Source organism: Enterococcus sp. DIV0358, from assembly GCF_051713465.1.
GTDB lineage: Bacteria > Bacillota > Bacilli > Lactobacillales > Enterococcaceae > Enterococcus > Enterococcus faecalis.
The window spans coordinates 2,579,044-2,593,791 of the sequence record NZ_JBIOPX010000001.1; the positions used below are offsets into that span (position 1 = coordinate 2,579,044).

Sequence of the window (14,748 nt, forward strand, 5' to 3'; positions counted from 1 at the left end):
AACACACGACTTCCTTGTGCAATTGCATCGTTGACAGTACACTACCTCTAATCCGGTAATACACGAACTCCTTGAACAAAAACGTTAACTGAATTCGCAGTGACACCTAATAATGTTTCAAGATTATATTTTACTTTTTCTTGGACGTTACGAGAAACTTCAGAAATTTTTGTACCATAACTAACAATCGTGTAGACATCCACTGCGATTCCGTTGTCTTCTTGACGAACAACGACACCACGTGAGTAATTCTCACGACGTAAAATATCGTTTAAGTTATCTTTAATTTGATTTTTGCTTGCCATTCCGACAATTCCGTAAATATCTGTCGCAGCTCCGCCAACTACTGTAGCGATCACATCATTGGTAATCTCAATGGTACCTGCGGGTGTTTGAATTTTTACAGCCATTGATGAAAGCCTCCTTATAAGAGCACATTCGCCCTATTTTCTTCCATAACATTTTATCATATCCAGCCTTTAATTAAAAGGAAGTTCGTCAGATATTTTCATTCTTCCACTTCTAAGTGAACATTCTAGCAAGATTTTAATTTACTCTTTTTGATTGCTAAAGTCAAATCATAGAAAAAAATCTTCTTGCAAATCAGTGCCTAATATGATAAATTAAGTTAGTATGAGCTGAATATTATCGCTCCAAGATCAAGGCAAAGGAGGAAACTTAAAATGGCAAAAGTATGTTACTTCACTGGTCGTAAGACTTCAAGTGGTAATAACCGTTCACATGCGATGAACTCAACAAAACGCACTGTGAAACCTAACTTACAAAAAGTTCGCGTATTAATCGATGGTAAACCTAAAAAAGTTTGGGTGTCAACTCGTGCTTTGAAATCTGGTAAAATCGAACGTGTTTAATAAACTTAAATAAGCAAAGCTGGACGTTCGTTGTTCGGCTTTTTTTATTGCATAAAAAAAGAGGTTGGACCTTCATCGCATTGATGAAGGTCCAACCTCTTTTTACTTGTCTTTACTTTGAATAACCGCAATCATCCCTGCATCGAAGGAAAAAGCAGCGGCTTCTTCGATAAATTCATTACTTGCATACGATGTTGGGTAAGGAACATCTTGATTGGTTAATAAATATTTACTGCGTCGTAGCGTCAAGTTTTCTACAGGCGTCAAACAGCAGTAGGCCAGATATTCTTTATCTGGCTCTTTCGGTACGATATACGAACCAGGGGCGTAATACTGGATGCTATTTTGACGATCGCATAGACGGATTTGACGAAGTACGCCTTGAAATCGTGGTTCAAAGGGTAACCAAAGATTGGCTAACAGGTGGTCAATTCTGCCCCCTGTCGCACCGATAATCGTCATCTCTGCTTGTGGAAATCGTTGTAAAGCTTCTTGAAGCGCTAATTGTGTGTCTGTATCATCTTTTTCAGCAGGTGCTTGAATGAGTGTTTCGGCAGTTTCTTGGACAAAATGGTATTCTTCTCGTGATAATGAATCAAAATCGCCCACCGCTAATTGTAACGGTAAATCGGCCTCTAATAAATGGAGACAGCCGCGATCAATACCTACGAAATAATCATACGTAGCTGGTTCAATGGTTGGCCAATCACTTGGATTGCCGCCAGCTACCAGTAAGACACGACTCATTTGTCTAGCACTGCTCTCAGTGCATCGATTCGTTCTTGAGGATTTTCAGCATTATAAATGTAGGAGCCTGCAACAAACACTTCCGCACCAGCTTCTTTACAGCGTGCGGCAGTTTCAGGAACAATCCCGCCATCGACTTCAATTTCATAGGTGTATCCTTTTGTTTCTTTCCATTCTTTTAATTGAGCAATTTTTTCTAGTGAGTTTTCAATAAATGATTGTCCGCCAAAGCCTGGATTGACAGTCATTACCAAGACTTGGTCTGCTAAGTCTAATACATTTTCAATCATCGAAAGTGGTGTCCCAGGATTGATGGTTACGCCAGCTTTCACACCCGCATTTTTAATCATTTGTAAGGCACGATGAATATGGGGTGTTGCTTCTTGATGGACGGTAATAATATCCGCACCGGCTTCCGCAAAGGCATTGATATAGTTTTCAGGTTGTACAATCATCAAATGAACATCCAATGGTAGTTTTGTCACTGGACGAATCGCTGAAACGATATTCGGTCCTAAGGTAATGTTGGGCACAAATTGACCGTCCATAACATCAACATGAATATAATCTGCTCCTAATTCTTCTACTAAACGGATATCTCTTTCTAAATTGGCAAAATCGGCACTTAAAATGGATGGTGCTAGTTTCATTTGGCTCGCTCCCTTTATATTTGCTATGATTTTTTCTTATAAACAGGTCGTCGATTCTCGATTTCCATTAAAAACTGTAAATAATTTTCGTAACGACTCGTCGCAATGGTTCCCGCTTCCACTTGACGTTTCACTTCACAACCAGGTTCTTTGTGGTGCATACATTCACGAAACTTACAGTGAGAGGCCGCGGCAACAAATTCAGGAAATTGCTTTGGTAATTCCACTGCTTCCATCTCCAAGAAATCGATGGCACTAAATCCTGGTGTATCAGCAACCAAACCGTCGTATAACGGAATCAATTCCACGTGACGGGTCGTATGCTTGCCCCGTCCTAAAGATTGGGAAATTTCCGCAGTTGCTAGTTGTAATTCTGGTGAAATTTGATTCAACAATGTTGATTTTCCAGCGCCTGATTGTCCCATAAAAACAGTCAACCGTTCTGGGAAAAAGCGTTCTAATTCTTTGGTGGCTTCTACGTCTTCCGAAGCGATCACCGCATAACCTAACGCTTCATAAATCTGTTTAATTTCAGTGACTTCTTGACGTTGCGGCTCATCTAATAGATCAACTTTCGTTAAATAAATAACTGGTTCTATATCCTTATACTCTAAGCTGACTAAGAAACGATCCAACAAATTAAACGAAAAATTTGGCGAAACCATACTCATGACAACCACACCTAGATCCACATTTGCAACAGGCGGGCGCACTAATTCATTTCGTCTTGGTAAAATTTCCAACACATAACCATCTGTTAAATTATCGCTTTCAAAAAGTACTTCATCTCCCACGAGTGGCGTAATTTTTCGATTACGAAAATTCCCTCGCGCTCTTGTTTGATATGTTTCTCCATCTGCGTATACATAATAAAAACCGCTTAACGCTTTTCTGATTTGACCTTTCAGATAAACCACTCCTAACTACTTTCGAATATACAGGATAGTGGCAGAGAAATCAAGGGAGCCTCTCGATTCTATTAATTAAAAAGAGCCTAGGACATAAGTCGAAATGACTTACCTTCCTAGACTTAAACCTTAAGATAAACTGCGGGACAGGAGCAGCTTCTTCTTATTGCTGAGAAACACTATTTGAAAAGCAAATAAATGTTAAACAGTACCTACTTGGTTCTTGAAGCTAAACGCTCCTGTCCCAACCTCTTGTCTTAATTACTCGTACTACTTTCACTAGTGGTGCTTTTTGAATCATTTGCTTTTGAATAATAAACCGTAACAGCGTCGCCTTTTTTGACTTTGCTGCCAGCGGATGGGCTAGTTCGTTCAACGACTTGGCCATCGCCAGAGCCAGATAATCCTTGTTCATTGATTTTAAGGCCAGCGTTATTGATGCTGTCTTCTGCAGCTTTTGGCGAATAACCTGAAATATCGGGAACAGTTACTGAGTCGCTGCCTTTGCTGACATGTAAAGTAATCGTGTCATTTTTCGGATCAACAGCGGTACCAGAAGCTGGTTCTTGACTAATCACGGTATCTTTTTCAACTTTGTCGCTTTCTTCGTCCACTCGTTTAATTTGAGATTCTGGGATACCTAAAGCAATTAAGCGACTTACCGCATTATCATAAGAAATTCCGCTATAATCAGAAAGTGTCACTTTGTCGCTACCTTTACTTACATATAATGTCACTTGACCATTTTTAGGTACTACGGTGCCCCCTGGTGCGGGGTCTTGCGTAATGACTAAACCTGGTTCTACCGTATCGCTTGCTTGGTCGACACGCGTAATTTGAGATTCAGAAATACCTAATTGTGCCAGTGCATTTACTGCATTTGTGTAAGAATAACCGGCGTAACTAGGCAAAGTAACCGCTTCTGGTCCTTCACTGACCGTTAAAGTGACGTTGTCTTTTTTCGGATCAACTTTTTTACCTGCAGCTGGTTTTTGTTTAATAATGTTATCTGTAGACACAGAATCACTGTATTCTTTTTTCGTTGTAATTTGGTCTTCTGAAAACCCTAGTTTTTTCAAGGCTTCGACAGCAGATTCATACGATTCCTTTGTATAATCGGCCATCTCAATTTTTTCTGTTCCAGAGCTGATATATAAAGTAACAGATCGGCCTTTTTTCACAGATGATTTTGCTTCGGGGTCTGTTTTGACCACCTTGCCTTCTTCAATCTTATCGTCGGGAATTTTTTTGGTTTCACTATCGACTTTCAGCCCGGCACTTTGTAGCGCTTGTGAAGCGGCCGCTTTCGTTTCATTTGTAACATCAGGAACTTCAACGTCTTTACCGCCCGACATTGCAAAGGCTAAGCCACCTATTGCTAAAGCAATTAATGCCGCAATTGCTAAGCCAATCCACAATTTTTTGCGGTTTTTCTTCGGTGGTTGTTCAGCTAAAATGTCATCTGCGATATCTTCTGGAACTTCGACAGGCGTTGTCTCTTCCGGTTCAGCGATGTCTTCGGGAATCGGAGTTAATACTTTCGTTTCTCCTAATAAAGCCGTTGGTTCCCACGCAGGTTCGTTTAAACGACTGGCTGACAAGGACGTGTATAAGTCTTCTGCCATCTCATTCGCTGTTTTGTAGCGATCGCTTGGGTCTTTTGCGGTTGCGTGACGAACCACATTTTCCAATGATTGAGGAATCCCTGGATCAAACATTTTGACAGAAGGAATTTCTTCTTGAAAATGTTTTAAGGCAATCGTTACGGCTGATTCACCATCAAACGGTACATTCCCCGTTAGCATTTCATAGAGAATAATTCCCACAGCGTAAATATCTGATTGGTTGGTCGCCATGCTTCCGCGCGCTTGTTCTGGCGATAAGTAATGCACCGAACCTAACATTGTGTTCGTTTGCGTAATTGACGTTTCTGACAAGGCAATCGCAATCCCAAAGTCAGTAATTTTGACTGTGCCGTGTTCGTCAATCAGAATGTTTTGCGGTTTTAAATCCCGGTGAATAATTCTATGTTCATGTGCCATTGCGACAGCAGATAAAATTTGTTGCGTAATGTCCACAACTGTGGAATAAGGAATTGGGAAATGCGTTTGGATGTAACGTTTTAAGTCCATTCCTTTCACATATTCCATGACTAAATACTGTAGTCCATCTTCTTCGCCTACATCGTACACACTGACGATATTCGGGTGAACCAGCTCAGTTGCGGCTAGTGCTTCACGCTGAAAACGTCGGATGGCGGCTTGATCGTTTTGGAAGTCAAAGCGCAAGACTTTTACTGCAACGTCTCGGTCTAAAATTAAATCGTGTGCTAAATAGACGTTGGCCATGCCGCCACTTCCGATGCTGCCAATAATGTGATATCGACCATTCAGCTTCTTGCCGATTTCTATCATTGGTTTTCCTCCTTCTGTTCGTCAAAGTGTATCACTAACACGGTAATGTTATCTAAACCACCCGCTTCATTTGCTTGAGCAACGAGTTGGCTCAATTTGGATTCTAAGGGATCTGACGTCTCTAAAATTTCTAAAATTTTTGTCTCAGGAACCATATTGGTTAAGCCGTCCGAACATAACAATAAATAGTCATTAGGCAGCCATTCATGATTGGTTACATCGACTTCGACAGTACCAGGCATTCCCAAAGAACGTGTTAGGACATTTTTTCGTGGATGATTTGCAGCCATCTCACGAGTAATCTCCCCTGATTTTACTAGTTCATTCACTAAGGAATGATCTTCTGTTAATTGTAACATGTGTTGGTCACGAACTAAATAAGCACGACTGTCCCCCACATTTGCTAAGACAAATGAATCCGGTAAAAGAATGGCACCAACCACGGTTGTCCCCATTCCTAAATACTCTGGTTTCGATTGTCCGCGTTCATAAATTTTTTCATTTTCCTTTTGAATTGCTTGAATTAACCACTGTGCAGATTTTTCAGCTGAGTCGACAGACGCATTGGACCAACTCTCACCTAAATTATTGACTGCCATTTGGCTAGCGACATCACCTGCTTGGTGGCCACCCATGCCATCTGCTAAAACAGCAAAGGTTATGTGTTGCTGGTTCTCAAAAACGTTGGCATAATCTTGGTTCGTATTTCTTTTGCGACCGACATCTGATTGAACGTTGATTTCCAAATTATTTCACCTCATTTGAACTAACTTTCCGCATACAGCAAATAAAGAAGCCATCTGTCATGTATTGATGGGGATACAGAACCAGTTCTTGCTCTTTTACTACTGCTTGGACGTTTTCATTTGCAACAATTTCAATTTTTTCAAATTCAGGGTGTTTGGCTAAAAAGGCTGCCACTACTTCCTGATTTTCTTCTGGCGTAATAGTACAAGTGCTATAGACCATTATACCCCATTGTTTTAGTGTTGGGGCAACACTTTCTAAGATTTCTAACTGAATTTTAGGTAAATTTTGAAAATCATTGGCCGTTTTATGGTATTTAATGTCTGGTTTACGGCGCATTAGCCCTAAGCCTGAACATGGCGCATCAACTAAAATCCGATCAAAGGTTTCTGCGGGAAATTCTTCGGCCACTTGTCGCGCATCAAGCTTTTCTGCTTGGACGACATCCGCCACATGGAGGCGTTGCGCATTTTCATTAATTAGCTTAATTTTGTGCGCATGAATATCTAAAGAAGTCACACGACCACCTGCTTCAGCCTCTAAAAAAGTTGCGATATGAGTCGTTTTGCCACCAGGAGCCGCACAAGCATCCAAAACACGATGATGCGGTTCAATTTGCATCGCTGGAGCCACGAGCATAGAGCTTTCATCTTGAATGGTTAAACAACCGTTAATAAACAGTTCACTACCAGCTAAGTAGCCTTTTTCAGCGACAACACCATAAGGGGAAAGTTGACTTTCCTTCGCGGCAATCCCTGTTTCTTGTAATTCTTCCAGCGCTTCTTCTCGTGAAATAAACCGTGTGTTTACTCGACCACTCGCATGGCTTTTTTCAAATAATGACAAACCTAACTGCCGTGTTTCTTCTTCGCCTAATTGGGCAAGTAATTTTTCTGTTAACCAACGTGGCATGCTAATTTCCGTTGCTAAACGATCAACTGGATCGCTAATTGCGGCCAAACTAGGTGCTCCATTTCGTTGGAACGCCCGCAGCACGCCATTCACGAATTTACCAATCCCAGGATTGCCACGACGTTTGCCAATTTCAACCGCTTCATTAATGACTGCATGATCGGGCACTTTATCTAAATAAAGTAATTGATATAACGATAAAATCAATAAATTTTTCACCCAATTATCGACTTTTTGCGGTTTCTTAACAAATGGTGTTAAGTAGTATTCCAACAATAATTTGCGACTAATTGTGCCGTAGACAAGTTCTGTAAACAAGCGGCCATCTTTCTCGCTTAGTTCTGATTTTGTCATCATTTCATTAAGTAAAAGATTGGAGTACGCCCCACCTTTATCCACACGTTCGATGGTTTCTAAAGCAACGTATCGAACAGAACGTTTTAATTTCTTGGGGATTTTTTCAGCCATTTTTGTTAGTCCACCTTATCTTTTTCTGCGACATTTTGACCAACGCCATTTAAAAATTCTTGAATCGTTAATTGACCTTTACCTGCTGGTTGCAGGCGATCAATTTGAAGAACTGTCCCTTCGCCACAAGCAATCCATAGCGCTTTTTTACTACGTTGGATAATCGTTCCTGGGGCGCTGGTTGTTGTTTCAGTCAGTGGTGTCACTGCCCAAATTTTCCAGTTGGTCCCTTGATAGGTTGTGAACGCTGTTGGCCAAGGACGCATACCACGCACTTGGTTATCAATTGCCTCAGCAGTTTTTTGCCAGTCAATTCGTTCTTGTTCTCGGGTAATATTGGGTGAAAAAGTAGCCTCTTCTTCCACTTGTGGAATAGGCGTAATTTCGCCAGCAATTAGCTTAGGTAACGTTTCTAATAAAAGTTCTTTTCCTAGAATGCTTAATTTTTCAAACATGGTGCCTACATCATCTTGTTTCGTAATCGGAATTGCACGTTGCGCTAAAATCGCGCCAGCATCCATTTTTTTCACCATTTCCATAATCGTGACGCCTGTTTCTTTTTCTCCTTCAATAATCGAGTAATGTACAGGTGCGCCGCCACGATATTTTGGTAAAAGTGAGGCATGGACATTAATCGCACCTAGTTTGGGCGCTTTTAAAATTTTCTCTGGTAAAAATTGTCCAAAGGCTGCTGTCACAATTAAATCTGGTGCTAAGTCAATCACTTTTTCCATTTCAGGAGAACCTGAAATTTTCTCTGGTTGTAAGACTAATAAGTTATGTTTTAAAGCTGCTTCTTTGACAGGCGTTGGGGTAATCACTTTTTTTCGGCCAACTGGTCGATCTGGTTGCGTGACAACCGCTTGAACGTCATAGCCTGCCTCGATTAAACTTTCTAAAATCGGAACAGAAAAGGCTGGTGTGCCCATAAATACAATTTTAGTCATCAAAATGTTCCTCCATATACGCTTCTAAATCTTCTGGTGCAATTTTCTCAATCATTTTGTCGATAAATAACTCGCCATTCAAATGATCAATTTCGTGTTGAAAAGCTCGAGCTAAATAGCCGTAAGCCGTAACTTCCATTTCTTCACCTTCACGGTCAAAATAACGGACAGTCACTTCATCTGCTCGTTCAACGGTTCCATATGTTTCTGGAATACTTAAACAGCCTTCCACATCAATACTGGTTCCTTTTTTTTCAATAATCACAGGATTAATTAGTTCAAAACGACCAGATTCTTCATCGATTTCAATCACTGCCATTTGCAAATTTTTCCCAATTTGCGGGGCTGCTAAGCCAATCCCATCATGGGCCAGCATTGTTTCATACATGTCCTCTAGTAACTCCACAATTTCATCGGTAATAATCGTCACAGGTTGAGCCTTCATTTTTAAGTGTTCGTTCGGGTGAATCACAACTGGATAGCGCATAAGTGCTCCTTTCAAAGCTGTATTTTTTAAATAAAATTCATGGGTTCTGCATCAATGGAAAGTTTTAAACCACGAGCCGTTGCTCGTTGTGTATCGGTTAAAATTTCTTTCAATAATGGTTGAAGCATTGGTTCTTGTTTATACTTGATAATCACTTGATAAAAGTACCGATTATTGACACGCATAATTGCGTTGGGCGTTGGTCCCAACAAAATAGCTTGCGGCGATAAGCCTTGTTTTAATTTCGTCGCAATTTGAAACATTTGTTTCGCTGCTTCATTTTCTTCAGGATGGCTGGCCGTAATTTGGACCGTAAAATAGTACGGCGGATAATTCCCACGATGACGAATATACATTTCTTTTGTATAAAAATCTTCATAATCTTGGGCTTTTGCCAATTGTATCGCATAATGCTCGGGGTTAAAAGATTGAATGATGACTTCTCCCGGTTTTTCAGCGCGACCAGCGCGGCCGCTGACCTGTGTCAATAATTGGAAGGTCCGTTCACTGGAACGAAAATCGGGTAAATTCAAGGCGGTATCAGCATTTAAGACACCGACTAACGTCACATTTGGAAAGTCCAGTCCTTTGGCAATCATTTGTGTGCCTAATAAGATATCCGCTTGTCCTTCACCAAATGTTCGCAAAATCTTTTCATGCGCACCTTTGCGACGGGTCGTATCAACATCCATTCGGAGAATACGACTGTCTGGTAACAACGTTTGTAATTCTTCTTCTACTTTTTGTGTGCCTGTTCCGTAGTAACGAATTTTATCTTGGCCACAGTTAGGACAGCGATAAGGAATCCGCTCTTCATGCCCACAATAATGACATTTCATTGTTTTGCTATCCATATGCAAAGTTAAGGAAATATCACAATTCGGACACGGCAACACATAGCCACAATCGCGACACATCACAAATGACGAATAGCCACGGCGATTAAGCAGGAGAACACTTTGTTCGTTTTTCTCTAAGCGTTCTTGGAGTTTTTCTTGCAACGACATGGAAAAAGAAGAGACATTGCCATTTTCTACTTCTTGACGCATATCCACTACATCAATCGTGGGCAAGGTTGCCGCTTGATTGGCACGCTGTGTTAATCGTAACCGCTGATAAACGTTTTTTTGCGCACGAGCGCGTGATTCCAAGGATGGCGTGGCACTGCCTAAAACAACAGGGCAATGATGATACTCCGAACGCCAAATCGCTAAATCTCTCGCGTGGTAGCGGGGGGTTTCTTCTTGTTTATAACTTGCCTCGTGTTCTTCATCAATAATGATCACACCGATGTTTTCGATTGGCGCAAAAATGGCAGAACGCGCGCCAACCACCACTTCCGCTTCTCCTCGTTCAATCTTCCGCCACTCATCGTATTTTTCACCTTGCGATAAGCCACTATGCATTACAGCAACATGTTCGCCAAAGCGACTTTTAAAGCGTTGCACCATTTGTGGAGTTAAAGAAATTTCAGGAACAAGCATAATGGCTGTTTTGCCTTGGTTAAGAACTTCTGCAATGACCTGTAGATAAACTTCTGTTTTCCCGCTTCCTGTAATACCTTCCAATAAATAGGTTTGACTTTGCTGTTCTTGGACCGATTGTAAGATTGTTTCCACAGCCACCTGTTGTTCTGCGTTCAAAGATAACGCAGTCGTTTTTTCAAACGTCTGATTAGCAAACGGATCACGATACGCTTCTTTTTCAATGAACGTTAACCAGCCGTTTTTGGCCGCTTCATTTAAAAGCGCGGTACTGAAACCTAATTCTTTCATTTCCTTCACAGCGGTGATTTTTTCAGTGCCCAAGCGTTGTAAATAGTAAAGAAGTTGCTCTTTCTTCTTAGCTCCCTTGCGTAAACCCAAACGAATTTCCTCTAGTTGTTCAAATTCCTTAGCGGCTTGAATGAAGCGGACCATTTTGACTTTATTTCTCGTCGTAACTTCGTAGCGAATATCGACTTTTTGCTGTTTACGCAACGCCATTAGTTGAGGCAAAATCCCACGTTCTTGCGCTTGGTCCCACGAAATTTCCTCTAAACCATAAAATAACTGATCTTGTAATTCTTCAGAAAGCTCATCCGTTAAATAAATATATTTTTGGTAATCGGCACGCATTACGCTAGGTAACATGGTTTGCAAACAAGTGATTTTAAAGGCAAACGTTTTTTCCTTCATATAATCAGCTAAAGCCAACATTTCTGTATTTAAGACAGGTTTTAAGTCCAATACCGCCACTAGTTCTTTCAACTGAACGTTGGCTTCGTCAAGAACCGTTGCAGCCATTGGTTCAATGGCTAAAACAAACCCTTGAACATGCCGATTACCGTTACCAAAAGGCACTTCTACACGCATGCCGACAGCCAATTGCTCATTTAAATTTTCAGGAACTAAATAAGTGAATGGTTGATCGGTTTGCATCGTTGGTACATCCACAATAACTTTGGCTACTTTTTGCATGGTGCGTCCTCCTTTTTATGTAAATTCTCTTTGCCTATTGTACTAAAGATTGACTGATTTGTCTTGTGTGTCTCGCTGGCACCTTTCAGAATAAACGAAGAGAAAGCCTCTGAAATAGACAGACGGCTTTCTCCATTCGTTGACAATCATTCAATTAATTTTTTTCGTCACGTAAACGGTTTTCTAATTCTTTTTGTTCTTGTTCACGTTGGCGTTTGCGTTCTTCACGTTCAATGCGTAGACGTTCGCGTTTTTCTTCAGGATTTGGATCACTGATCACTGTTCCTGCTTCGATTTCTTCTAACGCACGACCCACACTTTTTACAGAATCAAAGGATTCAACGGTTGGTTGAACGCCTTCATCTAATTCATGCGCACGTTTGCTTGCTAAAATAACCAAAGAATATTTTGAAGGGACTTCTTTTAACAATGAGTCAATTGACGGTTTTAACATCATAAGGCTACATCTCCTCTAACATTTTAATATATTTTCCAATTACACGGTCAACACGGAAGTGCTCACTCGCGATAATGTCTTTAATTCGTTGCACGGCTAAAGGAACTTCATCATTCACTACCGCATAATCATACAGCGCCATCATTTCGATTTCTTCTCTGGCCACAGCCATTCGTTCTTCAATCACAGACATTTCATCTGTTCCGCGGCCAATAATTCTTGATTTTAATTCCGCTAAATCGGGGGGTGTCAAAAAGATAAATACGCCATCAGGCACTTTGTCTTTGACTTGTTTAGCCCCTTGGACTTCGATTTCTAAAAAGACGTCTTTGCCTTCATCTAGCGTCTGGTTAACATACGTTAATGGTGTCCCATAATAGTTACCAACATATTCCGCATATTCCAACATTTCTCCAGCTTCAATCATCGCTTCAAATTCTTCTCTTGAACGGAAATAGTAATCTACTCCATCCACTTCGCCTTCTCGCTGTTTCCGAGTGGTCATTGAGATTGAATATTGAAAATCATTTTCTTCACTGTCGAAAATAGCCTTTCTTACAGTCCCTTTCCCCACTCCTGAAGGACCTGACAATACGATTAATAACCCGCGCTCTGACATAACGACTTCCTTTCAAAACATAATTTCACAGTATTAGTTCTATTTTGCACTTTTTTTCTGCAATTTTCAAGACTTTCTTGGAGATTCACTGAAAAAATAACATTTCTTCTTTAATTTGGCTTTCATAACTTGTTCTTTTTTTAAACAAATTACCTAGAATTCCTATACAGGCAGCCATTTTTTAAGTAAAATGAAGTGATGACTCCTTTAGGATGAAAAAACGTGAATAAGAAAGGACTGAGAAACATCGCACGAATTAAACCATTTACATTGTTTCTGCTAGGCTTAGTTGTCAGTTGTGGGGCCTTTTTTGCCCAACCTACTGTGACTCACGCAGAAGAAGATATTACCGCGATTGCTAAAAAAATGGGGACGACTCTGAAAGCGGATGGCATCCCCAAAGCAGCCATCGTTGTTGATGCTGATTCTGGAGAAATTCTCTGGTCGCAGCAACCAGATTTAGCGTGGAATCCTGCCAGTATTGCCAAAGTGATGACCATGTACTTGGCCTTTGAAGCAATGGAGCAAGGAAAATTTACAATGGATACGACTGTGACTGCTACGCAAAAAGATGTCGATATTTCTAAAATATACGCCATTAGTAATAACAAAATTACGTTAGGTGTTGCTTATCCAGTCCGTGAACTGTTAAAAATGATTGCTGTCCCCTCTTCTAATGTGGCGACTCTCATGTTGGCAAATTTAATTTCAGGGAACCAGCCTACTGACTTTGTTCATTTAATGAACCAAAAAGCGGCTGAATTAGGGATGACAAATACTACCTATTACAACTGCAGTGGGGCGCAAGCAAGTGCCTTTAACGGCCTGTATCAAATGCAAGGAATTGACCCAAATGGCGATAACGTCTCTACAGCTAGGGATTTAGCTTCACTAACCTATCATTTTCTGAAAAATTATCCAGAAATTTTAGAAATCACCAATAAACCAGTGGTGAAAACAATGGTCGGCACGCCTTACGAGGAAACTTTTGAAGCGTACAATTATTCTTTACCAGGCGCTAAGTATGGCTACCAAGGCGTGGATGGTTTAAAAACAGGCTCTAGTCCAACAGGCGGTTTTAACTATATTGCGACTGTCAAACAAGGAGATTTCCGTTTAATTGAAGTCATTTTAGGCGTTGGTAATTGGCAAAACCAAGATGGTGAATACGAACGGCATGTGGCTGGGAATGCTTTGCTGGACTATGCCTATACGACATACGAACGCAAAAAACTTTTAGACAAAGGACCACAAACCATTGATCACAAAAAAGTCACTTTGGCTAACGATTTATACGGTGTCGTTCCCAAAGGCAGTCAGCCTACTTTTAAATTAGTAGCAGGGCAGGTGCAAGTCGACACGCCTTTGACATTGTTAAATAGTACTGTTCAAGCGCCTAAAGTGGCTTACCAAGAAGTTAAGCCAAAACAAACAACAGCTGAAGCTGCGGAAGAATCAAACGAACATTCTGGGGATACCACCGTTGCAGAACCGAATCATTTTATTCCCAAATCGATTGCCACAAGTGTTTTAGTCCTTTTCGGGCTAATCTTCTCAGTAATTACCCGTCAGCTTCAAAAACGTTTAGAACGTCAAAAAAAACACGGCAAAGAAAGCAGTAAAACTGCAGCCATGCGGACAATCTTTTTAAGTGCCGCAGTCCTTTCTTTCCTATGCGCCGTTGGCTTGTTTCTTTTATTCTAATTTTAAAAAAATACCACCAAGCGTGAAATGCTTGGTGGTATTTTTTATAAGCCCATATTAGAAAGCGTATTGACCACGTTCATCAATTCATCGCGACGACGAACTTGTTTGTCGACAGGGCCGTCAACTTCTTTCACGTCAATGCGCACAACAAAGTGACGATTCAAAGTAACAAACGTGTCTTCGTTAATTTGGATATTTAATTCTGTTTCAGAATAGCTTGCACAAGCATCTTGCCAGACGTCAAATGGTTCTCTGTCTGAAGCGACTTCTGTTTTTACCACAGAACGACCACTTAATTCTTGAAAGGTTACATCATAAAATTTAGTCATTGCTTTCACCTCTGTCATTTATTCG

Annotated in this window: 15 protein-coding genes; 2 read left to right on the plus strand and 13 right to left on the minus strand. The window is 40.8% G+C overall.

Annotated features, from left to right (window positions below):
• Nucleotides 1-47: 47 nt before the first annotated feature.
• Nucleotides 48-410, minus strand: a complete 363-nt coding sequence (locus tag IGK70_RS12460) for an Asp23/Gls24 family envelope stress response protein (RefSeq protein WP_002354933.1) — start codon at nucleotides 408-410, stop codon at nucleotides 48-50.
• A 273-nt stretch (nucleotides 411-683) separates the two neighbouring features.
• On the opposite strand from IGK70_RS12460, the gene rpmB reads away from it, so the two are divergent.
• Nucleotides 684-872 carry a 50S ribosomal protein L28 gene (gene rpmB, locus IGK70_RS12465; RefSeq protein WP_002354928.1) on the plus strand — a complete coding sequence of 63 codons (189 nt, stop codon included), beginning with the start codon at nucleotides 684-686 and terminating at the stop codon, nucleotides 870-872.
• A gap of 102 nt (nucleotides 873-974) precedes the next feature.
• Here rpmB and IGK70_RS12470 read toward each other — a convergent pair whose 3' ends face one another.
• The 11 genes from IGK70_RS12470 to gmk all read right to left on the minus strand — a co-directional run bounded on the left by IGK70_RS12470 (nucleotide 975) and on the right by gmk (nucleotide 12,687).
• The gene (locus IGK70_RS12470) at nucleotides 975-1,619 is read right to left on the minus strand and encodes a thiamine diphosphokinase (protein ID WP_002361010.1); all 645 of its coding nucleotides are present in this window, start codon (nucleotides 1,617-1,619) and stop codon (nucleotides 975-977) included.
• A complete protein-coding gene (gene rpe, locus IGK70_RS12475; protein ID WP_002354925.1) occupies nucleotides 1,616-2,269 on the minus strand; it encodes a ribulose-phosphate 3-epimerase in 654 nt (217 codons plus the stop codon). The genes IGK70_RS12470 and rpe overlap by 4 nt, the downstream gene beginning before the upstream one ends.
• 23 nt (nucleotides 2,270-2,292) lie before the next feature.
• Entirely contained in the window at nucleotides 2,293-3,186 is an 894-nt protein-coding gene (rsgA, locus tag IGK70_RS12480; protein ID WP_002359046.1) for a ribosome small subunit-dependent GTPase A, read from the minus strand.
• 248 nt (nucleotides 3,187-3,434) lie between these two features.
• Nucleotides 3,435-5,591: a serine/threonine protein kinase IreK gene (gene ireK, locus IGK70_RS12485; protein ID WP_010824012.1), complete on the minus strand. Its 2,157-nt coding sequence runs from the start codon at nucleotides 5,589-5,591 to the stop codon at nucleotides 3,435-3,437.
• Nucleotides 5,588-6,337, minus strand: a complete 750-nt coding sequence (locus tag IGK70_RS12490) for a Stp1/IreP family PP2C-type Ser/Thr phosphatase (RefSeq protein WP_002354922.1) — start codon at nucleotides 6,335-6,337, stop codon at nucleotides 5,588-5,590. Before IGK70_RS12490 ends, ireK begins: the two co-directional genes overlap by 4 nt.
• Nucleotide 6,338: 1 nt before the next feature.
• On the minus strand, nucleotides 6,339-7,718 hold the full coding sequence (gene rsmB / locus IGK70_RS12495) for a 16S rRNA (cytosine(967)-C(5))-methyltransferase RsmB (RefSeq protein WP_002354921.1): 1,380 nt from the start codon (nucleotides 7,716-7,718) through the stop codon (nucleotides 6,339-6,341).
• A 5-nt stretch (nucleotides 7,719-7,723) separates the two neighbouring features.
• On the minus strand, nucleotides 7,724-8,665 hold the full coding sequence (gene fmt / locus IGK70_RS12500) for a methionyl-tRNA formyltransferase (RefSeq protein ID WP_002368448.1): 942 nt from the start codon (nucleotides 8,663-8,665) through the stop codon (nucleotides 7,724-7,726).
• Complete coding sequence (gene def, locus IGK70_RS12505; RefSeq protein ID WP_104855643.1) at nucleotides 8,658-9,152, minus strand: peptide deformylase; 495 nt, start codon at nucleotides 9,150-9,152, stop codon at nucleotides 8,658-8,660. Before def ends, fmt begins: the two co-directional genes overlap by 8 nt.
• 26 nt (nucleotides 9,153-9,178) lie before the next feature.
• The gene (gene priA, locus IGK70_RS12510; protein ID WP_002419612.1) at nucleotides 9,179-11,611 is read right to left on the minus strand and encodes a primosomal protein N'; all 2,433 of its coding nucleotides are present in this window, start codon (nucleotides 11,609-11,611) and stop codon (nucleotides 9,179-9,181) included.
• A gap of 154 nt (nucleotides 11,612-11,765) precedes the next feature.
• Nucleotides 11,766-12,068, minus strand: coding sequence for a DNA-directed RNA polymerase subunit omega (gene rpoZ, locus IGK70_RS12515; protein WP_002354916.1), 303 nt, complete (start codon nucleotides 12,066-12,068; stop codon nucleotides 11,766-11,768).
• A gap of 4 nt (nucleotides 12,069-12,072) precedes the next feature.
• Nucleotides 12,073-12,687: a guanylate kinase gene (gene gmk, locus IGK70_RS12520; protein WP_002354915.1), complete on the minus strand. Its 615-nt coding sequence runs from the start codon at nucleotides 12,685-12,687 to the stop codon at nucleotides 12,073-12,075.
• Between the two features lie 222 nt (nucleotides 12,688-12,909).
• On the opposite strand from gmk, the gene IGK70_RS12525 reads away from it, so the two are divergent.
• The gene (locus tag IGK70_RS12525) at nucleotides 12,910-14,391 is read left to right on the plus strand and encodes a DUF1958 domain-containing protein (protein WP_002389422.1); all 1,482 of its coding nucleotides are present in this window, start codon (nucleotides 12,910-12,912) and stop codon (nucleotides 14,389-14,391) included.
• A gap of 44 nt (nucleotides 14,392-14,435) precedes the next feature.
• Here IGK70_RS12525 and IGK70_RS12530 read toward each other — a convergent pair whose 3' ends face one another.
• A complete protein-coding gene (locus IGK70_RS12530) occupies nucleotides 14,436-14,741 on the minus strand; it encodes a hypothetical protein (RefSeq protein WP_002383233.1) in 306 nt (101 codons plus the stop codon).
• Nucleotides 14,742-14,748 lie beyond the last annotated feature (7 nt).

Excerpts from the sequence above, each read along its gene's own strand:
- IGK70_RS12530 (WP_002383233.1), bottom strand. The coding sequence starts at position 14,741 with ATGACAGAGGTGAAAGCAATGACTAAATTTTATGATGTAACCTTTCAA.
- rpe (WP_002354925.1), bottom strand. The coding sequence starts at position 2,269 with ATGAAACTAGCACCATCCATTTTAAGTGCCGATTTTGCCAATTTAGAA.
- rpmB (WP_002354928.1), top strand. The coding sequence starts at position 684 with ATGGCAAAAGTATGTTACTTCACTGGTCGTAAGACTTCAAGTGGTAAT.
- priA (WP_002419612.1), bottom strand. The coding sequence starts at position 11,611 with ATGCAAAAAGTAGCCAAAGTTATTGTGGATGTACCAACGATGCAAACC.
- ireK (WP_010824012.1), bottom strand. The coding sequence starts at position 5,591 with ATGATAGAAATCGGCAAGAAGCTGAATGGTCGATATCACATTATTGGC.
- IGK70_RS12460 (WP_002354933.1), bottom strand. The coding sequence starts at position 410 with ATGGCTGTAAAAATTCAAACACCCGCAGGTACCATTGAGATTACCAAT.
- def (WP_104855643.1), bottom strand. The coding sequence starts at position 9,152 with ATGCGCTATCCAGTTGTGATTCACCCGAACGAACACTTAAAAATGAAG.
- fmt (WP_002368448.1), bottom strand. The coding sequence starts at position 8,665 with ATGACTAAAATTGTATTTATGGGCACACCAGCCTTTTCTGTTCCGATT.
- rsmB (WP_002354921.1), bottom strand. The coding sequence starts at position 7,718 with ATGGCTGAAAAAATCCCCAAGAAATTAAAACGTTCTGTTCGATACGTT.
- IGK70_RS12470 (WP_002361010.1), bottom strand. The coding sequence starts at position 1,619 with ATGAGTCGTGTCTTACTGGTAGCTGGCGGCAATCCAAGTGATTGGCCA.
- rpoZ (WP_002354916.1), bottom strand. The coding sequence starts at position 12,068 with ATGATGTTAAAACCGTCAATTGACTCATTGTTAAAAGAAGTCCCTTCA.
- gmk (WP_002354915.1), bottom strand. The coding sequence starts at position 12,687 with ATGTCAGAGCGCGGGTTATTAATCGTATTGTCAGGTCCTTCAGGAGTG.